Source organism: Paenibacillus sp. FSL P2-0136 (assembly GCF_037975325.1).
Taxonomy (GTDB): Bacteria; Bacillota; Bacilli; order Paenibacillales; family Paenibacillaceae; genus Paenibacillus_AQ; species Paenibacillus_AQ silagei.
Genome location: NZ_CP150244.1, coordinates 5,838,331 through 5,861,395, shown reverse-complemented (window position 1 = coordinate 5,861,395; position 23,065 = coordinate 5,838,331). Strand labels below are relative to the sequence as shown.

Here is a 23,065-nt window from a genome sequence, read left to right as displayed (position 1 = left end):
GTTATGTACCCTCTTTTCCGCATGAAGGAGTGCTGGTTGCGATGTACAGAGCTGTCTTGGTAGATGATGAGAATTATGACCTGGAGGGGCTGCGCTGCCTGATTCCCTGGAGTGAGCTTGGGATTGAAGTGGTCTGCAGCGAGAGCAACCCGCTTGCCGCTCTCCAATATATCGAGAATCATGAGATTGATCTGCTGATTACGGACATCCGGATGCCGGCGGTTTCCGGTATGGAGCTGTCCCGCCTGGCACTGGAGCTGAATCCGGGGCTCAAAATCGTGTTCATCAGCGGCTACCAGGAATTTCATTATGCGAAGCAGGCACTCGACTTGAAGGCCCATGCCTACGTGCTTAAGCCGGTGGATGATGAGGAGCTGATCAGTGTATTGCGCACGGCTACCGCCGAGCTGGAGCTGGAACGGAGCAGGGGGCCGGAGGACGGCGGGATGATCGCTTCCTTCGATTTCATCAAAAATGATGTGCTGCAGCATCTGCTGGAGGGCAGCATTGACGGGGCTACGCTGGGCGCCTTCCTGGACCGGTATCCGCTCGATTTGGCCTTCTCCAGCGCTTCTGCGGTGCTGATTGAGGCCGATGATGTTCTGATGCGGGTGCAGGAGCAGCCGGAGGATGTCTATGCCGGTCTGGACAGGCTGTTTCAATACATCGGGACAGAGATTGACGCCGCCGCTGCCGGGAAATGGTGCCGGTTGAACCGTTCACAGCTCGGTTTCGTCTATACCGGGCAGCGCTTGACGCTGGAAGAGCAGCTTCAGCAGCTGGTGCAGAAGGTCCGTGAGCACACGGAGTATACGATCACTGTAAGTTATGGAGCAGAGGTGGGGTCTCCGGAAGGACTGGCCTCCTCCTTTTCCCAGGCGAAGGCTTATATGAACGGCAAAATGTTCATCGGCAAGAACAGGGTGATTCCGCCGGTGATGAGCAAGCCGGGTATGGTTCAGGAGATCAAGGAGCTGAGCGTTGTCCTGGAGGGGATGTTCGGGGCCATGGCGGCCTACAGGCTGGCTGATATTTGCGACTGCCTCGACGAGCTGTTCGAGATGGCGGCGCTGTTCGAGCATCCGGTGAAGGTCTATCATTTCTCTATTCATATCGTTACCCGGCTGGAGGCTTACCTGGGGACACTCAACGAGACCTACGAGAGTCTGCAGCAGATGGACGTTATTCATCATCTGGAGACCGTTGACGATATCAAACGCTGGCTCCGGTGTACCTTGTTTGAGATTTCCGAGCTTCTGTTCATGAAGAAGCAGCACAAGAACCGCCGGCTGATGGAGCGGATTGAAGCCTATATCCGGGAGAGGCTGACAGAGAATCTTACCTTGCGGGCGGTAGCTGCCCATTTTGCCTATTCGCCGAATCATCTCGGGGTCCTGTTCAAAGAGCACACGGGGGAGAGCTTCAATGAGTATCTTGTGCGGCTCCGCATGGAGAAGGCGATTCTCCTGCTCGATCAGCCTCAATACAAAATTTACGAGGTGGCTGATAAGGTTGGCTACAAGAACATTGCTTATTTCAGCAGGCAATTCCGGGAGTTTTTCAATATGACCGCAGCCGATTACAGAAAGCAGAGCTGATCCGGCATGCAGATGAAGCGTGCGAAATCCTTATACATTCCCATAAGCTACAAGCTGCTTATTTCTTATCTGCTGCTGGTGCTGACACCGATCATCGCGATCGGCAGCTATGCCTACCTATCGTCTGTGCGTTCCACCGAGCAGCATACCAGAAGCAATCTGGAGGTGGCTGTCAAGCAAATGGCCAGCAACGTGGATTTCCGGCTAAAGGATATGGTCCGCAGCACCGATGAGCTGTATGCAGACCAGACCCTGGCGCGTTATCTGGCAGGCTATCATTCCGGCTGGGAGAGATACAGCATTATGTCGCAGTATATCCTTCCCAGGCTGAAGAATGCGGCGAATCTGCCGGACCCGGAGGTCGAGCTCTCCGTCTATGTAAGCAATCCTGATGTCGGGGAATTCTATTACAACGATAGTGCAGCAGAAGATGTCCGGAAGTACTCTTTGTTTCATATGGACCGCATTGAGGATGAAGCGTGGTACAGAAGGCTCGATCTGCATTACGGCTCCAATGCATGGCGGCAGACGGGCAATGACAAGGCGGATGGCAGCATCTCCTACCTGCGGCCCCTGATCAACTACGATACCCTGCAGCTGAATGGTCTGATCAAAATGACGGCGAATATGAAATACATCTTCTCTGATGCAGTCTCGGGGCAGCTGGGCGAGGACAGCATCCTGTTCATCGTGGATAACGCAGACCGCCTGCTGTTCACAAGCTCCCCGAACGGGGTTATCCCTGAGCCGCTGGCTTCAGCCGCTTCAGGTTATATTAAGCAGCCCGGTTCTTATATGCAGATCAAACAGCCGGTTACCAATATGCCGGCCAGTGTAGTGGCCTGGATTCCATATGCTTCGCTGCAGAAGAATTCACAGCAGGTCCGCAATGTGACCATCGGCATCTGTCTGGTTACCCTGGTGCTGCTCTTTTTGATCAGTCTGGCGATGTCCCAGTATTTCTCGCGGAGCTTCCAGAAGCTGGTGTCTTCCCTGAAATCTTTTCAGGAAGGGGACTTCCACAAGCGGATGCCGGTCCGGGGCAATGATGAGTTTGCGGAGATCGGCAGTGCTTTTAACGAGATGGCTTCAACCATTCAGCGGTTAATCGATGAGGTCTATGTCGTCAGTCTGGAGAAAAAGGAGACCGAGCTGCAGGTGCTGCATTCCCAGATGAACCCGCATTTCCTGTATAACACCTTCTCTTCCATCAGCCGGATGGCCAAGCTCGGGGAGATTGATAAGCTGCATGAGGTCATCCGTTCACTGGCCCGGTTCTACCGGCTGACGCTGCACCGGGGGGAGATGATTATTCCCGTGGAGCAGGAGCTGCAGATCGCGGAATCGTATCTCGACATTCAGCGGATCAAGAATGCGGACCGGATTCATGTCGCCTATGCTGTAGCGCCGGAGGTGCTGGAGAGCGAGAGCGTGAAATTTATTCTGCAGCCGTTTGTGGAGAATGCGCTGGAGCATGCCTGGTATGACGATGAAATCTCCCTGGTTATCCGTGCTTACATGGAAGAGGGGGATGTGGTCTTTGAAGTGGAGGATAACGGGCTGGGGATGAAGGAGGAGCTGATCGGACAGATTCTTGAGCCTGCGGGCCAGGGTATCGGCTATGGCATCCGTAATGTGGACCAGCGGATCAAGCTGCAGTACGGCAGACCGTATGGCGTAGCTATTCACAGCTCTCTGGGCGAAGGAACGCTGATCCGGCTCCGCTTTCCTTACCGTCCGTATCATTCTGTGCCGGAAGAGGCATGACAGCTATAGCTATACAGCAGCAGCGGCTGCGCTTTCCCTGATCAGGAGGCGCAGCCGCTGCTGGTGTTTATGGAGTAGAGAAAGGTTCTACCGGCTTCGGCTCCCGTGGAGGATTGAAGCGGTATACCAGATAACCGACGATGAACGGCAGGATGATGGTCACGATGCCTGCCCCTACGTTCACCTTATCCTGCATGAAGATCAGGGTCGCGCCCATCAGGATGCTGTCGAATACCACATGGCTGAACATCACCGCAATGAACCCGTAACGCAGGAAAATATAACTGAACAGGAGGCCGATGACCGTCAGCTCAATCGGCCGTGAGATGACGGGATAGATTGGGTAGAGCGTATGTCCGAGTGCCCAGATCAGGGTCGTGATCAGTGAAGCGATGAGCGTATTCTTGACCAGCTTCTTCAGCATTCGGATACCGAACAGACGGTAGACCGCCTCTTCCGAGAGCCCGGCCAGCCAGGCTACAATCGGCAGCAGCCAGGCATATTTCATATTGTAAGGCGACTGGCTGGCGTCAGTGGTGGACCAGTTATCCAGCGTATAGGACAGAATAATGAACATGACGGTCTGTACGCCAAGCAGGATGAAGGCCCAGATATAACCAGCCTGAATACTCTTCAGTACATAGTGGCCGTAGCCGGGCTCGGAGGCCCGGGGCCAAGGATTCAGCTTCTCCTCAGAGCGCCACAAGCCGTCCCCTCCGACCAGGGAGAAGTAGAGCAGGAGCGACATCAGCAGACTGTACAGAACGTAGATGATGAACATGACTACCGCTGTAACTCTTGCCTCAGCGCTGCCGCTGCCGGATTCGGACACCACATTGTAGCTGCTGACCATCATGATCAGGAAATGGACGGAGCTCAGGAAAATTCCGCGCTTCCAGGAAGTATGCTTCCTGCGCAGAATGCCGTAGATCATCGCCAGGATACCGAGCAGCAGGGTAGGCAGGCCGTAGCCGAACAAGGTGAGCTTCTTGGCAAGCGAGGTCTGCCCGTCCACATAAGTATCATGCCAGGCGGGAGCCGAGAATCCGGCACGGAAGTACGAGACCTCGCCGTTCAGATAATTGAATTGGTACTTAAGCGGTAATTCACCTATGGTGACGGAGTTGTCGGAATAGACAAGCCCGTATCCATCAAGGTTAGCCTCAATCTTCAGCTTGGCAGGATTGGCCCCCCAGAGCTTCAGCCAGGGAAGGGCGAGCCTCTCTTTTGCCTCCAGGCTCAGATCCGGTATGCTGCTTACAGGATTGGCAGTATCGGTACGTTTGGTTGCCGCCGTGGGCCGCTCCCCGTAATTCAGCCCGGACGCAGCGTCGGCATCGGCGCCAACAGCAAAAGCCACAGGCTCGCCGGTATACATATTGAGATCGACTGCCAGCCGGGCTGCCGCCTCTCCGGACGTATAGAGCACCGCATGGTACACATCGAACGGATAACGCTGGTCCAGCTTATTCTTGGAATAGTCCGGAAGCAGCTTCTCACGGGACATATAGCCGTAGAAGGAAGAGTCCGTCTTGTACAGGATCACCCATTCATCTCCGGCTGCGGCTTCATAGCCGAGCTGCCCAGCAGCGAATGCGGCGGCCTTCACCCGGATTTCGCTTTTGCTGAGAATGGCTGTATCCCCGTCTGAACTGGAGAGGAGCTGTGGAGCGATCTGGAACATGACAAATAGAATGAGTCCTAGAATTCCGGCTAGGATAAGTTTGGTAGTAAGGGGCCGCTGATGCAGGGGCTGGCCGACGGGATTCATGGAACGCCTCCTTGAAATAAAATGCTCTCATCCATCCATTATAGTATTACATGCCGGGCAGGTACAAAGAAATGCCTTATTATCCTTTTACGTGAAGAAGTCACGGCTTATGCTTAAAGGCTTGTTATTTTTGTCTTCTTATCAAAATGAGTCTTTGTGAAGTTAGGCAATAACGTATATAATTTTGTATGCTTATCTGATACTGACCGATTCGTAATTTCTAATATGGAACCCTGAAAGGATGAGAAGTTTGGCGTCACCGTCTTCCAAGATCACCGGCTTCCGATTCCTGAAGCTGGCTCCTCCGCAAATCCTGGTGCTGAGCTTTGCTGCGGTCATCCTCATCGGCACGTTGCTGCTTATGCTTCCGGTATCCAGCGTACCCGGTCAGCCGCTCCGCTTCATGGACGCGCTGTTCACAGCCACCTCTGCCGCCTGTGTGACCGGACTGGCTGTAGTGGATACCGGTACCCATCTTACGGGCTTCGGACAAGCGGTCATTCTGGTGCTGATCCAGATTGGCGGGCTCGGGTTCATGACGATGGCCACGCTGTTTGCGCTGGTGTTCAGGCGCAGAATATCACTGCGTGACCGGCTGATTCTTCAGGAAGCCATGAATCAGAGCTCGATGGAAGGGATTGTGCGGCTGATCCGCAAGGTGCTGCTCTATTCCCTGGTCATTGAAGCTGCGGGAGCGCTTCTCCTGTCCATCCGCTGGGCGGTGGATATGCCGTTTGGCCGCGCGGTCTACTACGGGGTGTTCCACGCGGTGTCGATGTTCAATAACGCCGGATTCGATCTGTTCGGCGGGCATGATCATAGCTTAATTAGCTATGTCGGAGACCCGGTCATTAACCTGGTCGTTATGTTCCTGATCATCTCCGGGGGAATCGGCTTCATCGTCATCTCCGATCTGGCCGACTTCCGCCGCACCCGGCGGCTGTCGCTGCACAGCAAGGTGGTGCTGTCGATGACAGCCGGACTGATTGTGACCGGAATGGTGGTCATCTTCATCTTCGAGTTCACCAATTCGCGGACCCTGGGACCGCTGAATCTCGGGAGCAAGCTATGGGCCTCCCTGTTTCAATCGGTGGCACCGCGTACGGCAGGGGCCAACACACTGGATATCACGGGACTGCGTCAGGCCACTCAGTTCTTCATCGTGATCCTGATGTTCATCGGGGCTTCCCCGGGCTCTACCGGCGGCGGCATTAAGACCACAACCTTCACGCTGATGATCGGAGCTGTAATCTCCATGCTGCGCGGCCGCGAAGACATCGTGCTCTTCCGTTACCGGCTGGCTCAGGAGCGCGTGTTCAAGGCACTGACCATTACGCTGCTGGCGCTGCTGCTGATCGTTACGGTATCGATGATGCTCTCGACTACAGAGGGGCTGCCTTATCTGATGATTCTGTTCGAGACAATCTCAGCGTTTGCCAATGTCGGACTGAGTCTGGGACTGACCCCGGAGCTGACGCAGGTCGGCAAGATTCTGATCTGCCTGACCATGTTCGCCGGACGGCTGGGACTGCTGACACTGGCGTATGCGCTCGGTCCGAGACAGGGTAAACCATTATATAAATATCCGGAAGGCAAAATGATAATTGGATAGGGGAATCAAGTCATGAAACCACAGCAGTTTGTTGTAATCGGCCTGGGCCGCTTCGGCTCAAGTCTGGCGCTGGAGCTGATGTCTATGGGCTACGAGGTGCTTGGCATTGACCACCAGGAGGAGCGGGTGGAGGAGATGACCGGACGGCTGACCCATGCAGTCATGGCAGATGCTACGGATGAAGGGATTATGCGCTCCCTCGGGGTGCGTAATTTCGACTGCGGCATTGTGGCGATCGGCGATAATATGGAGCGGAGTATTCTGGCCGCGATTCTGCTGAAGGAGCTGGGCGTCAAGCAGGTGGTCGGCAAAGCCATCTCCATTCTGCATGGCCGCGCGCTGTCGAAGCTGGGGGTAGACCGGGTGATTTTCCCGGAGCGGGATATGGGTATCCGCGTGGCTCATCAGCTGGTGACGCCGAATCTGCTCGATTATATCGAGATCTCCAAGGATTACAAGGTCGTTGAGCTGACGGTGCCCGCCTGCATGAACGGCAAAAGCCTCTCTGAGCTGAACACCCGCGCCAAATACGGCTGCAGCATCATTGCCCTGAACCGCGAGGATGGCATCATCGTTGCCCCGACCGCGCATGATCATGTGCATCAGGGAGACATCATGGTGGTGATCGGCTCCAACGACAGCATCGAGGAGTTCGAGGATGAAGCGGTGAATGCGGAGTAAGGACTTCCTGACAGCGAGCCTATCCCGATAAAAGAAAGCTACAAACGCCCGGATGGCAATGCATCCAGGCGTTTTTGCTGTTTCGGCGTAAGCCTGCAGCCGCATATTAGAACGCCTGCACATCAGCCTGTAACATGCCGCGCGGGGACCGGAAAATTTTCCTATACACATATGTAAAATGTATCCTGAAATGATAAAATAAAAATATTGTAAGCGGTAACATAGAAATCCTTAGGGGGATATGTGATGAAAAAAACACCGATGATCCTGCAGCTGGCGTTGATTCTATTCTGCATTATGGCTATTCCTACAGCAGTCCTGACCTGGTACAGCGGGTCACAGATTATACAGAATTCTGAAGCGGCTATCGGGGAGTCCACGCTGGCCGGGCTTAATGCCAACCGCAGGCTGAACGAGAACGCGCTGGCCAATCTGGCCCAGGATACGTCGCGTCTGGCGGCGACGAATATTTTTGACCGTATCCGCAGCTTCGAGACCTACGATGAGATTAACGCCAACTATAACAATGTAAGTCTGGCGTTGTCTGTCACCAAGGAATTGCTGAACCTGAACCGCCGGGTGGACGGTGTGTACTCTTCATTCTTTGTCCTGGAGGATTCGGATTATGTCTTCTCTACCGACAGCAGCATCACGACGCTTGCCCGCTATGAGCCTATCGGATGGATTACTGAAGCGCTTAAGGGACGCAGGGGGATCAGCGGGGTATGGGTGCCCCGTAAGCTTGCGTCGGGCGAGAACGTGGTGTCTTATGTGTACCCGCTCAACCGCCTGTCCACCACCACCAGGGGAGTGATTGTCGTCAACATGAAGGAGAGCCAGATCGGCAAATATCTGCATGCTACCGAGGTGGGTGACAGCAACTACCTGCTGCTGGACGCTGCGGGTACGGTGATCTCCTTCAATGACCGGTCCATGCTGCTCTCCGACAGCCGTAAGCTGCCGTTCTTACAGGAGATTCTGAATCAGGAAGCCAGTGAAGGCTACACCTTCCGCAAGCTGGAGGGCAAACGGACGGTGTATGCCTGGAGCCGTTCCTCCTTGTCCGGGTGGTGGAATGTCAGCTGGAGCTCCATGGATGAGCTGATGACCAAATCCAGAGAGATGCAGGGGAATATTATTCTGCTGACAGGGGCGATCATTGTACTGGGGACGCTGCTGGCCATCTTCCTTGCCACCTGGTTATCCAGGCCCCTGAGGCAATTGGTGCAGACGATGCGCTCGAAGATTGATGTTGGCGTAGTGAACAAGAATGAGCTGGCCTTCCTGGATCTGGCCTTCAAAAGGATGCAGGAGGAGGAAGAGAGCCTGTTCCAGCTGCTGCAGGAGCGCGAACAGGATACCCGCAGTCTGGCCGTACACCGTCTGCTGCGCGGTGAGATTCCGCCGCGGATCACGGAGGTTTTTCCGCATGCCTGTTATAGAGTGGTGGTGGTCTCCATCGACCAATATAGAAGATACGTGGGCCATACCAATGGGGAGACGCGCAGTTATCACCGGTATTTGCTGAGTGCCAAGTATGAGAATGTTTTCCCTGAGGGGCTGGTGGCCCGCTGTGTCTACCATAATGAGGGCTGTACAGTGATTGTACTGAACTTTGCTCCGGAGGAGGGGGAGGCGCATAGTACTCTGATTCATCAGGCGCTAGAGGAGATCCGCGATCAGTCTCTTGAGCTGCTGGAGCATTCGGTCACGATTGGGGTGAGTGAGCGGACGGATGCTCCGGAGAGGGTGGCGCTGCGGCTGTTCGAAGCGATGGAGGTGATTAAGCGCAGGATGATCAAGGGGGCCGGAAGCATCATGTACTGGCATGACGGGGAGGATAACAGCCGCAAGTATGTTGACTCTGAGAGCAGCGAGCGGCGAATTCTGAATTTCCTGGATGCCGGCGACCTGGTGGGAATCTTCAAGGAGCTGCAGAGCATCCGCAGCCAGATCTCCGCAGAGGATAATATCTCCTACGATAATATTATGTTCATCTATCATCAGCTGATGGGCGCGACGATCAAGCATCTCCGGGAGAACCACCTCGGAACCGGAAGGATGATTATGGGCCGGGGCAACGTGTATTCGATTCTCGCCGCGATGGATACGCTGGATGAGCTGGAGGAGTACCTGTATGATTTCTACTGTGAGATTGTACAGAGCCTGGATCGGAGCACCCATGAGACCAATTATGCGCAGCGGATCATGGAGTACCTGAAGCAGCACTACCGCGAAGAGATTGTCTTCGAGGACATGGCCAAGCAGATTGGCATCAGCTACTCCTACATGCGTAAGCTTGTCTATGAGCAGACCGGCAGCAGCATGATTGATTTCGTCAATCAGCTAAGGATCGAGCAGGCGAAGGAGCTGCTGCTGGATTCGGGGCTGACAATCAAGCAGATTGCCGCAGAGGTTGGTTATGCCAATGTGCAGAGCTTCAACCGCTTTTTCCGCAAGTATGAAGGCATGCCGCCAAGCGGCTACAAGTCAGCGAAGAGCAAGAGTTCCTAGAAGCTCACAGATGGCCATAGAAACCTATAGAAACCTATAAAAGCCCATAGAAACCCGTAGAAACCATTAGAAACCCATCCCCGGCGGACCGGTAACTCGTTTCAAGGATCTTGGTTTTTCGGCTTGTCGGTGGAAAGTGGGCAGGCGGTGGAAATGAGAGGGATAAATCCCTCTAATGGTGCTGAAAGTGGGTGGATGTGAATCCCGGGAAAGTTGGCTAAACGAGCGAATGAGGAGCACAAGTGCCCCTGAATCCCGGGAAAGTTGGCTAAACGAGTAAATGAAGAGCACAAGTGCCCTTGAATCCCGGGAAAGTTGGCTAAACGAGTAAATGAAGAGCACAAGTGCCCTTGAATCCCGGGAAAGTTGGCTAAACGAGTAAATGAAGAGCAGAAGTGCCCCTGAATTCCAGGAAAGTTGGCTGAACGAGTAAATGAAGAGCACAAGTGCCCCTGAATCCCGGAAAAGTTGGCTAAACGAGTAAATGAAGAGCACAAGTGCCCCTGAATCCCGGGAAAGTTGGCTAAACGAGTAAATGAAGAGCACAAGTGCCCCTGAATTCCAGGAAAGTTGGTTAAACGAGTAAATGAAGAGCACAAGTGCCCCTGAATCCCGGGAAAGTTGGCTAAACGAGTAAATGAAGAGCACAAGTGCCCCTGAATTCCAGAAAAGTTGGCTAAACGAGTAATTCAGGAGCACAAGTGCCCCTGAGTTCGTGGAAAGTAGGAGTGTTCAAATCTATATTAGTCAAAAGCGTGCGGGGCGAGCAACAGTAGCTCCCTAATCATTCCTGATAGCTCTCATAGCTCCCGAATCGCTCCCTGTTAGCTATCATTGCTCCTTGATCGCTCCCTCATCACTCCCTCATCGCCCCAATCACTCCAATCTCCCCTGGCCCCATCCCTCGCCATGCCTTTCTATCCGACTTGTACCTGCTCCCCTCCAAATTGAAAGCGCTTTATTAATTTTGGGAATGCCTATCAGTTTTGATTATTCTCCTGCGGCTGAGGCCAGGAGGGCCGGGCGGCAATCCATTGGCAATCAATTGTGATAGGTGATCATCAATACTCATGATATTCAAGACCCGGCAAAGGCGGTAGCATAGGAGCCAGGCCGGAGTATAATAGCCGGAAGCCGGCAAGAGAATTCAAGGCAGGAGGTGAATATGTTGAAAGCTGCAAGCGCTTCACAAACGAATCACAGTCCTTTATTAAGAAGGAAACAGGGGTTCAGCTATTATTTACAGCGGGATTGGCAGCTCTATCTGCTGGTGATGCTTCCGCTGGCTTTTGTCATCGTATTCAAATATTTGCCCATGACCGGACTTGTAATCGCCTTCAAGGACTATAAGATCGCCAGAGGCTTCTGGGGCAGTGAATGGGCCGGACTGCAGGTCTTCCAGGACCTGTTCGCCAAGCCTGATTTCATCCGGGCCGTCCGCAACACCCTGCTGCTGAACGTGCTCGACCTGTGCTTCAGCTTCACGATGCCGATTGTGCTGGCTCTGCTGCTGAACGAGATCAAGAGTGTACGGTTTAAAAGAATCAATCAGACGGTGCTCTATTTGCCCCACTTCCTGTCCTGGGTCATTATCGGAGCCATCGCCTATCAGCTCCTCAGTGAGGGGGGCGGCGTTGTCAATAACCTCATAGAGCTGATGGGAGGCACCCGGATTCCATTCCTGCAGCAGGATACGAATTGGCTCATTAGCTATCTCGTAATCGGGGTCTGGCAGAGCATGGGCTGGGGCACGATTATCTACCTGGCGGCGATGAGCGGGATCAACCCTGAGATGTATGAAGCGGCTACGGTGGACGGGGCAGGCCGCTGGAGAAAGGTATGGAATATCACCCTTCCATCGATCCGGGCAACGATTGTGACGCTCTTGATTATGGCGCTGGGCAAAGTAATGGACGGCTCCTTCGAGCGTATCTATGCGCTGCAGAATAAGGCCACCACGGAGTTCACCACCACCATACCGGTCCTGGTGTACCGCTGGGGGATTGAGAGCGGTAATTTCAGCCGGGCGACCGCCATCGGATTATTCCAGTCCGTCATCGGGATTATTCTGGTCATTTCCGCGGACCGCGTAGCCAAGAAGCTTGGCGAGGATGGGATTTTGTAGAAAGGAGAGGAACCATGAAAGCCATAGCCGGAGGCACTGCCGCACCCCATAAAGCACGTATCGATATCTGGGAAACGCTGATCCGCCTCGTCATTATTATCATCTCATTGATCTGCCTGCTGCCGTTCATTCATGTCGTATCGAAATCGCTGAGCTCTGACTCCTTCGTCATTGCCAACAAGGTCTTTCTGTGGCCGCAGGGCTTCACCATTGAAGCGTATAACAAAATCTTCGCGGATGCCAGTATCCTCCGTTCCCTGTACATCTCGGTCATCGTGACTGTGCTGTTCACCATTCTGGGCATGATCCTGACCATCTGCGCCGCCTATCCGCTGTCCAGAACCCAGTTCAAGGGCCGCAGGGTGATCACCTTTATCTTCCTGTTCACCATGTACTTCAGCGGGGGCATTATCCCCGACTATATGAACATCAACAACCTGGGGCTGATGGATACCATCTGGTCACTGGTGCTGCCGCTCTCCTTCAGTGCCTTCAATCTGCTGATTATGAAAACCTCGCTGACCAGCGGAATTCCCGTCAGTCTGGAGGAATCTGCGCGGATCGACGGTGCCGGGCATTTCCGGATTCTGTTCAGCATTGTGCTGCCTTTATCCAAGCCCATTATGGCGACACTTGCCCTTTTCTACGCGGTGGGGCGCTGGAATGCTTATCAGGACGCATTGTTCTATATCAAGCATGAGACCTCGCTCCGGCCGCTTCAGCTCAAGCTGTATTATCTGGTCATTCAGGCAAGTGAAAGCTTCCAGCTGGAGGCCAGCCAGGTGCAGCTCAGCAATCCCGAAGTCCTGAAGGCGTCAGTCGTTGTATTCGCTACCTTGCCTATCCTCTGTGTGTATCCGTTCGTCCAGAAATACTTCGTTCAAGGTGTTATGCTCGGAGCCGTCAAGGAGTAATCCTGCGTCCCTGGTATATAGTCATTCTTTGGAATTACGAAAATTCAAAAAATGGGGGAATTGCGATGAGTAAAAGAAGCGTGTATTCGTTAATGATGGCATCCGTCATGACGGCCGGCCTGCTGGCCGGGTGCTCCGGGGGAAATAACACCAAGGATACAGCCGAATCCAGCAATAAGCCGGCCGAGACTGCCGCTGCTACGAACAAGACCGAAGGAGCCTACCCTGATTATTCCAAGGGCTTCGAGAAAAAAGTCTCACTCGACATTCCGGTCTATGAGCGTGCCTATGAAGGCTGGAACGTGTCCGATAACTATTATACCCGCTGGGTGCAGGCGGAGTTCGGCGACAAATATAATATAGAGGTTAACTATGTGCCGATCACCCGCTCCAAAGAAGTAACGGATTTCGAACAGCTGCTGGCTTCGCACAAGGCTCCGGATATTATTTTCCACTATGATATGCCGCAAGCGCTTACTTATTATGGCGAGGATGTGATGCAGCCGCTCGACTATGCAGAGATCCAGAATTATGCGCCGATCTACTGGAAGAACTTGGGTGAGACGATTGAACAGTATGGTACCGTGGACGATCAGAAGACCTTCTTCTTCGCTGCCCGCCCTGAAGCCGACAACTTCGTCAACATTATCCGCAAGGATTGGGTGGAAAAGGTAGGCATGAAGGTTGAGGATCTGACCTCGCTGGAGAAGTATAACGAGATGCTGGCCAAATGGAAGGAAGCCGGACTCGGCGTAAGCGGCGGCAATCTGCAGCAGAATTTCTTCAACTTCAACTATCCGTTCCGTAAATGGCCGGTGGATGCGAAATATCGTGCGCTGTATTCCGATCTCAGTGTGGCCGATCTGACTACGGAGGAGACTGAGGCTTACCTGCGTAACCTCAATTATCAGTATAACAATGGCCTGATTGATAAGGAATTCTATCTGCGCAACGATGAACCGAAGATTAAGGCTGAATTCGTGGCAGGCAAAACCGGCAACTTCGGCTTCTATCTGGCGAACAACACTGATGTCTTTGCGGCTACGCTGCAGAATAACCCGGATGCCGAATTTGCGGTGGTGCCTCCGTATGCGGGAGTTCCGGAAGGCAACAAGCCTCAGGGACGCGCTTACTGGCCGTTCGGCTTCATTATGGGAATTAACTATGAATCCACGCCGGAAGAACGCGCAGCCGTGTGGATGTATCTGGAATGGCTCAGCCAGCCGGAGAACCTGTTCAAGTTCCAGAACGGGATCGAAGGGGAGAACTATACGCTTGACGCAGACGGCATTGCGCTGAAGAACCCGGATTATAAGGGCGAAGCGGTGCTGGCACAGAACAATAACAAGGACTATTGGGGTCTGGTGACAGAAATTGCCCAGTACCCGGATGAAGCCAAGACCCGCAAGGCCAACCTGCGCAACTGGGCACCGGCCGGTTATGAGCCGCTGGCGGATGATCTGGTGAAGTATTATGACGAGGTTGCCGAATTCCGTACACCGGATGCCCTGTTCAATGTGGTGCTGGAGAAGGTGAACGAATACAAGGCGGATCTGAATACGCTGTTCCAGGAGCTGTATGTGAAGGTGGTGCTCGCTCCGGAGGCTGAATTCGATGCTACGTATGAAGCCGCCAAGAAGACGTATCTGGAGGCAGGCTACCAGGAGATTCTCGATGAGAAGCAGGCGGCAATTGATGCAGGCAAGTTCCGTTAATCTTGTGTAAGCCTGGCTTAGTATAGCAAAAAAAATTACCCGGCAGTATCCTCACCCGGCAGACCGATCCGTAGCATAACGGAGGCTTGCCGGGTGATTGCTGTGTTCCCCGCCGCTACTCGCGGCTGTTCAGGAAGACATCCTCCGTCACCTGCACCAGGCAGCGCGCTGCCGTGCTGAGTCCGCCGCTGCTCTGGTAGATGAGGCAAGTAGTCCGCTGCGTCTGCTCCAGCTCCTTGATGTGCAGGGAGACCAGCCCCCCGCCGTTCAGCAGCTCCGGACGCAGATACGAATTCGGCAGCAGGGCCGCAGCTTTGATGGTCGGAAGCAGGCGGACGATGGCCTCGAAGGAATCGATCTCCATCCGTACATCGGGATCAACCCCGCAGCGCTGGAACAGATCATCTGTCGTCCGGCGGTACCAGGTTCCCTTGGAGAAAAGGATCATCGGCAGCCGGGAGAGATGCTCCATGGTGAGCCGCGGCGTCAGGGTCAGCGGATGCTGCTCGGAGACGACTAGCCGGAGCTGGTCCTCGAACAGCGGGATGCAGCGCAGCCCCGGCTCCTGAACCTGGGAGGCGATGATGGCCACATCGCATTTGCCTTCGCTGACAGCGGTAACCATCTCATGGGTTTTCCCGGTGATGAGCTTCAGCTCGGCTGCCGGATATTTCTCTGTGTATGCTTTTACCAGGGGAGGCAGGGTTGTCTGCAGCGTGGTCAGGCTGGCGCCTAAGGTCACGAGCTGCGGCTCGCCCTCCTTGAACTTCGATAACGCTTCCAGGAACTTGGAACGCTGCTGCCGCTGCTCCAGCGCATAGGTGTAGGTAAGGCGGCCTACCTCTGTAAGCTCCAGACGCTTGCCGAAGCGGTTGAACAGGGCGACGCCGAGCCGCTCCTCCAGCTTGGAGATTTTGCGGGAGAGGGCCGGCTGGGACAGGTTGAGCTGGCGCGAGGCCCGATTCAGGCTGGAGTGCTCCACCACCGCAGCAAAAGCATCTAAATCATCATACATTTCATAGTGCTCCTCTCTCTCCCAAATTCCCATTCAACTGTGATAAAAAGTATAGCAGATGAACAGGGTTGCCCCTGATGCGCAGGAAGACAAGTCTGGATTGTATGTTATTAATGAAGCTAAATGAGAATTATTATCATATTAAAAATATTCTTATGCAATTATAGTATAACGATTAATAATTAGATTGCAATTCCCTTATAAGCGAAAAAAGAGTAACATGAAAAGTGACACAGGATATTCACATATTGTGAATTATTCAGCAAAGTCCGGGAAAACAATGGATAGTGGTGCAAACAGACTATTAGCCGGTAAATCAAGCCTGCCGCTGCCCTGTTTCAACTGTACTCCCGGCGGTGTATGCTCTTTAAAAAGACTTGTGAAAACGCTGTTTTATATGGAAAGGGGACACTTTGCATGAGAGGATTTTATTCCAGAAAGATTCATTCCTTGCTCGGCGTTATCCCGCTCGGGGCATTCTTCCTTGAGCACATGCTGACGAACTTCGCAGCAGTAGAGGGTGGCGCTTCTGGCTTCACAGACAGTGTGCTGTGGCTGAACAGCCTGCCGCTTGTCTTCTTCCTGGAATTGTTCGGCATCTGGCTGCCGCTGCTGTACCATGGAGTCTACGGCCTGTACATCGCGTACCAGTCGAAGCCGAACCTGAACCGCTACAATCTTGAGCGCAACTGGCGTTATACGCTGCAGCGGATTACCGGAGTCGTCACCTTCATCTTCATTGTCTGGCATCTGTGGGACACCCGTGTCCAGGTAGCGCTCGGCAAGGTGGAGCATGATCAGCTTGGCGGAGTGATGCATAACATTGTGACCCAGCCGCTGCTGATGACTCTCTATATTGTCGGAATCGTGGCTGCCTGCTTCCACTTCTCCAACGGTCTATGGTCGTTCCTGATCAGCTGGGGAATCACGGTGGGGCCGCGTTCGCAGAGAGTATCGTCCGTACTTTGCCTAGGTATTTTCGTTATCGTTACTTTCATGTTCGTCCTGTCGCTGGTTACCTTCCGTAACGATGAATTCCAAACGGCAGCCGTGGCGATGCAGTCGCTGGGCAGCTTTATTTAGTAATAGAAGAGAGAACTATTAACTTGTAGGAGGGGAACAATCATGGCATCAGCCGATATCATCATCGTGGGCGGCGGTCTGGCCGGCCTGATGGCTACCATTAAGGCCGCTGAATCCGGCGCGCATGTACATCTATTCTCACTGGTCCCTGTCAAAAGATCACATTCCGTCTGCGCTCAAGGCGGCATCAATGGCGCCGTGAATACCAAGGGCGAGGGCGACTCGCCCTGGGAGCATTTCGACGATACCGTCTACGGCGGCGACTTCCTGGCCAACCAGCCTCCGGTGAAGGCCATGTGCGAAGCGGCACCGGGCATTATTCACCTGATGGACCGGATGGGCGTAATGTTCAACCGTACCCCAGAGGGGCTGCTCGACTTCCGCCGGTTCGGCGGAACGAAGCGCCACCGCACAGCCTTTGCCGGGGCGACTACCGGTCAGCAGCTGCTCTACGCACTGGATGAGCAGGTGCGCCGCTGGGAAGCGGAAGGCCTGGTGACCAAGAGCGAGAACTGGGAATTCCTCTCGGTGATTCTGGATGACGAGCGGGTCTGCCGCGGCATCAGCGCCCAGAATCTCAAGACGATGGAGATTCAGACCTTCCCGGCGGACGCGGTCATTCTGGCCAGCGGCGGTCCGGGGATTATTTTCGGCAAAACCACGAATTCGGTCATCAACACAGGAACCGCCGCAAGCGCCGTGTATCAACAGGGTGTGCATTATGCGAACGGGGAATTCATTCAGATTCACCCGACGGCGATTCCCGGCGATGACAAGCTGCGGCTGATGTCGGAATCGGCGCGCGGTGAAGGCGGACGGATCTGGACCTATAAGGACGGTAAGCCGTGGTACTTCCTTGAAGAGAAATATCCTTCGTACGGTAACCTGGTGCCGCGCGATATTGCTACCCGTGAGATTTTCAATGTGTGTGTGGATCAGGGGCTGGGCATTAACGGCGAGAACATGGTCTACCTGGATCTGTCGCATAAGGACCCGAAGGAGCTTGACGTCAAGCTGGGCGGCATTATTGAGATCTACGAGAAGTTCATGGGGGATGATCCCCGCAAGATTCCGATGAAAATCTTCCCGGCTGTGCATTATTCGATGGGCGGCATGTGGGTCGACTATAATCAAATGACGAATATTCCCGGCTTGTTCGCGGCAGGGGAATGTGAATATCAATACCACGGGGCCAACCGTCTGGGCGCGAATTCCCTGGTCTCTGCCATTTATGGCGGGATGGTCTCCGGTCCGAAGGCTGTGGAATACATCAAGGGACTGAAGAAATCGGTGCAGGATATCTCCTCGACGGTGTTCGATAGCTTCCACAAGACGCAGACCGATAAATATGAGTCTCTCCTGGGGATGACTGGTACAGAGAATGCTTACGTGATCCATAAGGAGCTTGGCGAATGGATGACGGCGAACATGACCGTGGTGCGTGAGAACAAGAAGCTGGAAGCGACCATCGGCAAAATCAAAGAACTGAAGGAACGCTACAAGAATATCAATATGAGCGACACTTCGCGCTGGAGCAACCAGGGCGTGGCCTTCACCCGCCAGCTGTGGAACATGCTGGAGCTGTCGGAGGCGATGACGCTTGGAGCCCTCCTGCGCAATGAGAGCCGGGGCGCACATTACAAGCCGGAATTCCCGACGCGCAATGATGAGGAATTCCTCAAGACCACCAAAGCCGCCTGGACAGCAGACGGTCCGCATATCTCCTACGAGGAAGTCGATGTATCGCTGATTCCTCCGCGCGTACGGGATTACTCGAAGGACTGACAGGTTAGACTAACCAAACTTTCTAGGAGGTAACTGACATGGCGGAAACAGCAGCAGCTCCCAAAAATGTGAAATTTATTATTACCCGCCAGGATGAACCGGAGACCAGCCCCTATACGGAGGAGTTCGAGCTTGCCTACCGCCCGGGGATGAACGTGATCAGCGCGCTGATGGAGATTCAGCGTAATCCGGTGAACGCGAAAGGCGATAATACAGTTCCTGTATGCTGGGAATCCAACTGTCTGGAGGAGGTCTGCGGCGCCTGCTCCATGGTCATCAACGGCAAACCCCGTCAGGCCTGCGCAGCGCTCATCGACAATCTGGAGCAGCCGGTGCGCATTGAGCCGATGAAGACCTTCCCGGTCGTCCGCGACCTGGTGATTGACCGCAGCCGGATGTTCAATGCCCTGAAGCGGGTCAAGGCCTGGATTCCGATTGACGGTACGTATGATCTCGGTCCGGGACCTCGTATGCCGGAGAAGAAACGCCAGTGGGCGTATGAGCTGTCTAAATGCATGACTTGCGGCGTCTGTCTGGAGGCTTGCCCGAATGTCAATGAGAAGACTGACTTCATCGGGCCGGCAGCCATCTCCCAGGTGCGCCTGTTCAACGCTCACCCTACAGGAGAGATGAATGCTGAAGAGCGCCTGGATGCGCTCATGGATGACGGCGGTATCGACGGCTGCGGTAACTCGCAGAACTGTGTGCGGGCCTGCCCGAAGGGCATTCCGCTGACGACCTCCATTGCCGAGATCAACAAGCAGACAACGAAGCATATGTTCAAGCGCTGGCTGGGTGTCTGACAGCATCTTAGACCATTTCTCTATAGTCAGAATTGTAGCAGGCCATTCAGGTGTCAATCCTGGGTGGCCTGTTTGGCTGCGTCTGGCATAGTAACAGGTAAGGATGTTTCTGGCCGGCTGAAAAAAGGGTACATGTGTAGACAGCCTGTAATGAAGAGCCTGAAGTTGCATAGAATAGCCATACGTCCGCAGGTTCCGATAAATATAGGTGAATATGTTATAATCTACATAGCTGAAGATAACCGTCTGACAGCGGATAACGGGGAGGAATGACTGTGATTTGCCGTGAACAGGATGGAACGCTTGTAATGACGAAGCAGCATGAGCACGGTCTGCTGGCTGGAGAATTTGCTAAGTGGTTCAAGGAAGAGCATACGCCCGCGGAAGGCCGCCGGGCTGAGGTACTGTGGGCAGTAAGTAACCATGACCGGGGCTGGATTGATCTGGATGAGACACCGTTCTGGAATGATGCGGAGGGGCTGCCTTACAGCTTCCTCGATTTCCCGGTTGTGCCGAAGCTGACCTTTTATAGACGGGGAATCGATGAGGTGGAAGCGGAGACGCCATACGGGGCGCTGCTGTGCAGCTCGCATTTTGAACGGCTGATTGAGGTGTCGGGTGAGGAATGCCCGGAGCTGACGCAATATCTGGAGGATGAAGCGGACCGACGTGCCCGTATCCACCGGGCGCTGGAGCAGAGCAAGCCGCTTGAAGAAGGCGAGCTGTATTATGACGCCAGACTGCTGCAATTCTGCGATGATCTGTCGCTGTTCCTGGCGCTTAGTAGGCCGGGCAGCGCCGAATCGGAGAAGCACCCCTGGTTCGCAGACGGCTTCTCCGGTAGTGAGGAGTTCAGCTTCACCTCCGGCCGTGCCATTGAGGCGGAGTGGCAGGACAGTGCTACGCTGACCCTGACCCCGTTCCCGTTCACTCAGGAGGTTGAAGTGAGCTTCAAGCAGCGGCGGGTCACCCGGGCGGACATTAAGGATAAGGGAATTGCCCGCGCCTACCGCGAGGCTCCTGAGGAAGAATGCCGGATCAGAGTCATAAGCGGACCGGAAGAAGATTCGCGGGTGAAGTCCGGAGCCGGTCAGCGCACTAAGGGGTAGTATAAGTCCTGGCAAGCCGCAGCTCTGCGAGTATCGGCAGGACCGGATAAGGACCTTCCCGGCGGGAAGCCGGGAGCATAGAACAGGAGCGTAAAAGCCATGGCATGGTGGATCTGGGCTTTTAATATCATTGTCATTGTATTCCTGGTAGTGAGGTTTGCAAGGTTGAAGCTGAACTGGATGGGCAGAGGCGTGTTGCTCGCTCCTATTCTGATCTATGCGCTGATCTCGGTGGAGGATCTGCTGAACCTGATCGATCTGGGGACGATTGTGCCCGGCAACCGGGGACTGCGCGGACTGATTCTGTTTTTTGTCCTGGCTTCAGTCCTGTTTTATATTCTGTTTATTTTCCATGAAATCAGGGATTCCAACAGTAAGGAAGTCAGAATGCAGCAGACGCTGGTCCGGATCAGCATCGCTGCGTTCACCTGCATTCTTTTTTTTACAGTCGTATATACATCGATATATAAGCTGTTTGGACAGTCCTCGTTCCAGGGAGAAGGCTTGGGCCAGGATCTGCTTAGCCAGTTGATTACGTTCCTCTATTTCAGCGTGGCTACTTTTACGACCGTCGGTTACGGAGATATAGCTCCCATAGACAATACCTCAAGGCTGGTTGTAGTTATGCAGATCTGCTTCAGCTTCATTACGGTCGCCTATGCGCTGTCCATGCTGGGCTTATTCCGCAAGATTCTTGGGGTAAATACCACGGAGGAAGAGATTGAGGCGGCCATTGAAGTAGATATTGATGACAAAGTGGATGAAGCCGTAGCGGATCGGCAATAACCCGATTAGAATTCAAGACAGAGAGGAGAATCTCCCTATGAAAAAATCGTTCGGAGGCTCTCCCGAGCGTACAGTTCCTGCTGCTGCCGATGGCGCGGGAACAGGCCCCCCGAAGCCGGAAGGCCTAAGCAGCCGCAAGATGACCCGCCGCCAGTTCCTGTCCCGGGGGGCAGGAGCGGTGGTAGGGGCGGGTCTCCTCGCCGGCGGCTATGCCTGGCAGGGGGAGCCGAACTGGTTAGAGGTGACCCGCCGGGAGCTGCCGCTTGCGGAGCTGCCGTCCGCGTTCGCCGGGACCCGGCTGGTCCATTTCAGCGATGTGCATCTGGGCTTCAACAAGGATGCGAAGGATCTGGCCCGGCTGACGAAGCATATCAAGGAAGAGCAGCCGGATCTGATCTGCTTCACCGGAGATATCGTAGACAGCTATGCCGAGGATCTGACCGACTCAGTCCCCCTGCTGGCAGAGCTACAGGCTCCGCTTGGGAAGTATGCTATCCTCGGGAATCATGATTACAAGAATACGGAGCTGTTGACCCGTCTGCTGACGGAGGCCGGATTCCGCGTCCTGCGGAACGAGTCTTATCTGATCAAGCAAGGCGGAGCGACGATTGCCGTAGCAGGACTGGATGACATGCTGCACGGCAAGCCGGACCCGGAGGCAGCCATCCGGGATATTCCGGACGGCATCTTCACGGTGCTGCTGATGCATGAGCCGGATTACGCCGATGTGGCGGAAGCGTACCCGTTTCACCTTCAGCTCTCGGGGCATAGCCACGGTGGTCAGATTCGCCTGCCGCTGGTTGGCGCGCCGTTCACGCCCTACGGATCTCAGAAATACATAGACGGCTTGTATTATACAGAGAATAAGGCCATGCCAGTGTATGTGAACAGGGGTTTCGGCGAGACATTGATGCCGCTGCGCTTCCTGTGCCGCCCGGAGCTTACCGTGCTGACTCTGCGCCGGGGGTAGCCGGACTGCAAGAGAGGGACGCCATAGGCGGGAGAAGAAGAGGGAGAAGTTCATGAGCACTTATGAGATGATCATGGGGATGTCACTGCAAGGTTCTAAGGTAGAACTGAAGAATATGGCGTCCGGCGACGGAGCGCTGCTGAAGTCGCTGCTCTCCCACCCTGAGGTGCAGCCGCATATTCAGCTGCGCCATGGATCGACTTCCCGGCAGGGTGTGCTGGATAAGCTGGTGAACCGGATGCTGCACGGCTATGATCCCGGCGCGCTGCATGCAGGAATCTATATGTTAGGCCAGCCGGAGCTGATCGGTTCAGTCTCCCTGCAGAACTGGAACCGGCAGGAGGGCCAGGCGGTGCTGGGCTATATGTTGAATCCGTTATGGTGGGGTCGCGGGTATGCAACCGAGGCACTGGGATTGCTGCTGGCCTACGGTTTCAGGGAACTTGGCCTGAGGAAGGTCGAGGGGCGCTGCCGGGGGGATAATTACCGGTCCGCTCAGGTCATGCTGAGGAACGGCCTGACCCTGGAGCGGACCCTGCCGATGGCGGACGGCTCGGGCGACGTAATGAAAGTCTTCACTTTGTCATACAAATGAAATAATGCCGTTATCAAACTCTAACAGTCAGCGGTTAAACTAAGTACATGACCCCCTTTTGAAAATATAACTGCTGTTGGGACCCGATGATTCGGGTCCATTTTTTTTGGCCATGTGCGGGCCTGAGCTCCGATGAGAGGCATAAATCCCTTGGGATCGACCGGAAGTTGGCTAAATGGCTGAATGAGGAGCATTAGTGCCCCTGAATTTGCAGATAGTTGG

General features: G+C 54.3%; 17 protein-coding genes. 15 read left to right on the top strand and 2 right to left on the bottom strand.

Going from position 1 to position 23,065, the window contains the following annotated elements; genetic code table 11:
* Positions 1-41: 41 nt before the first annotated feature.
* Together NYE26_RS24825 and NYE26_RS24820 are read left to right on the top strand one after the other, a co-directional pair.
* On the top strand, positions 42-1,598 hold the full coding sequence (locus NYE26_RS24825) for a helix-turn-helix domain-containing protein (protein WP_339250884.1): 1,557 nt from the start codon (positions 42-44) through the stop codon (positions 1,596-1,598).
* 12 nt (positions 1,599-1,610) lie between these two features.
* A complete protein-coding gene (locus tag NYE26_RS24820) occupies positions 1,611-3,365 on the top strand; it encodes a sensor histidine kinase (RefSeq protein ID WP_339250882.1) in 1,755 nt (584 codons plus the stop codon).
* A 67-nt stretch (positions 3,366-3,432) separates the two neighbouring features.
* Here the strand turns inward: NYE26_RS24820 and NYE26_RS24815 are convergent, their stop codons facing one another.
* On the bottom strand, positions 3,433-5,136 hold the full coding sequence (locus NYE26_RS24815; protein ID WP_339250880.1) for a CPBP family intramembrane glutamic endopeptidase: 1,704 nt from the start codon (positions 5,134-5,136) through the stop codon (positions 3,433-3,435).
* A gap of 250 nt (positions 5,137-5,386) precedes the next feature.
* Here NYE26_RS24815 and NYE26_RS24810 point away from each other — a divergent pair, with 250 nt between their 5' ends.
* The 6 genes from NYE26_RS24810 (at position 5,387) to NYE26_RS24785 (ending at position 14,697) form a co-directional block, all read left to right on the top strand.
* Positions 5,387-6,748 (top strand): TrkH family potassium uptake protein, encoded by a 1,362-nt coding sequence (locus NYE26_RS24810; RefSeq protein ID WP_339250878.1) that lies wholly within the window; start codon positions 5,387-5,389, stop codon positions 6,746-6,748.
* Positions 6,749-6,760: 12 nt separating this feature from the next.
* Positions 6,761-7,429 carry a TrkA family potassium uptake protein gene (locus NYE26_RS24805; protein WP_036721939.1) on the top strand — a complete coding sequence of 223 codons (669 nt, stop codon included), beginning with the start codon at positions 6,761-6,763 and terminating at the stop codon, positions 7,427-7,429.
* A 246-nt stretch (positions 7,430-7,675) separates the two neighbouring features.
* On the top strand, positions 7,676-9,943 hold the full coding sequence (locus NYE26_RS24800; protein ID WP_339250875.1) for an AraC family transcriptional regulator: 2,268 nt from the start codon (positions 7,676-7,678) through the stop codon (positions 9,941-9,943).
* Between the two features lie 1,165 nt (positions 9,944-11,108).
* Positions 11,109-12,068 carry an ABC transporter permease subunit gene (locus tag NYE26_RS24795; protein WP_209875949.1) on the top strand — a complete coding sequence of 320 codons (960 nt, stop codon included), beginning with the start codon at positions 11,109-11,111 and terminating at the stop codon, positions 12,066-12,068.
* 14 nt (positions 12,069-12,082) lie between these two features.
* Complete coding sequence (locus NYE26_RS24790; RefSeq protein ID WP_051478153.1) at positions 12,083-12,982, top strand: carbohydrate ABC transporter permease; 900 nt, start codon at positions 12,083-12,085, stop codon at positions 12,980-12,982.
* A 65-nt stretch (positions 12,983-13,047) separates the two neighbouring features.
* Entirely contained in the window at positions 13,048-14,697 is a 1,650-nt protein-coding gene (locus NYE26_RS24785; protein WP_339250872.1) for an ABC transporter substrate-binding protein, read from the top strand.
* Between the two features lie 115 nt (positions 14,698-14,812).
* Here NYE26_RS24785 and NYE26_RS24780 read toward each other — a convergent pair whose 3' ends face one another.
* Positions 14,813-15,712, bottom strand: coding sequence for a LysR family transcriptional regulator (locus NYE26_RS24780; RefSeq protein WP_036701597.1), 900 nt, complete (start codon positions 15,710-15,712; stop codon positions 14,813-14,815).
* A gap of 417 nt (positions 15,713-16,129) precedes the next feature.
* Here NYE26_RS24780 and NYE26_RS24775 point away from each other — a divergent pair, with 417 nt between their 5' ends.
* The 7 genes from NYE26_RS24775 (at position 16,130) to NYE26_RS24745 (ending at position 22,843) form a co-directional block, all read left to right on the top strand.
* Positions 16,130-16,795 carry a succinate dehydrogenase cytochrome b558 subunit gene (locus NYE26_RS24775; protein WP_339250870.1) on the top strand — a complete coding sequence of 222 codons (666 nt, stop codon included), beginning with the start codon at positions 16,130-16,132 and terminating at the stop codon, positions 16,793-16,795.
* Between the two features lie 42 nt (positions 16,796-16,837).
* On the top strand, positions 16,838-18,580 hold the full coding sequence (gene sdhA / locus NYE26_RS24770) for a succinate dehydrogenase flavoprotein subunit (protein ID WP_339250868.1): 1,743 nt from the start codon (positions 16,838-16,840) through the stop codon (positions 18,578-18,580).
* A gap of 38 nt (positions 18,581-18,618) precedes the next feature.
* The gene (sdhB, locus tag NYE26_RS24765; protein ID WP_036727090.1) at positions 18,619-19,383 is read left to right on the top strand and encodes a succinate dehydrogenase iron-sulfur subunit; all 765 of its coding nucleotides are present in this window, start codon (positions 18,619-18,621) and stop codon (positions 19,381-19,383) included.
* A 275-nt stretch (positions 19,384-19,658) separates the two neighbouring features.
* On the top strand, positions 19,659-20,492 hold the full coding sequence (locus NYE26_RS24760; protein WP_339250866.1) for a DUF3891 family protein: 834 nt from the start codon (positions 19,659-19,661) through the stop codon (positions 20,490-20,492).
* A gap of 99 nt (positions 20,493-20,591) precedes the next feature.
* Positions 20,592-21,278, top strand: coding sequence for an ion channel (locus tag NYE26_RS24755; RefSeq protein ID WP_051478155.1), 687 nt, complete (start codon positions 20,592-20,594; stop codon positions 21,276-21,278).
* 37 nt (positions 21,279-21,315) lie between these two features.
* Entirely contained in the window at positions 21,316-22,248 is a 933-nt protein-coding gene (locus NYE26_RS24750) for a metallophosphoesterase (protein ID WP_339250863.1), read from the top strand.
* 52 nt (positions 22,249-22,300) lie between these two features.
* Positions 22,301-22,843, top strand: a complete 543-nt coding sequence (locus NYE26_RS24745) for a GNAT family N-acetyltransferase (RefSeq protein ID WP_339250861.1) — start codon at positions 22,301-22,303, stop codon at positions 22,841-22,843.
* The last annotated feature ends 222 nt before the right edge of the window (positions 22,844-23,065 follow it).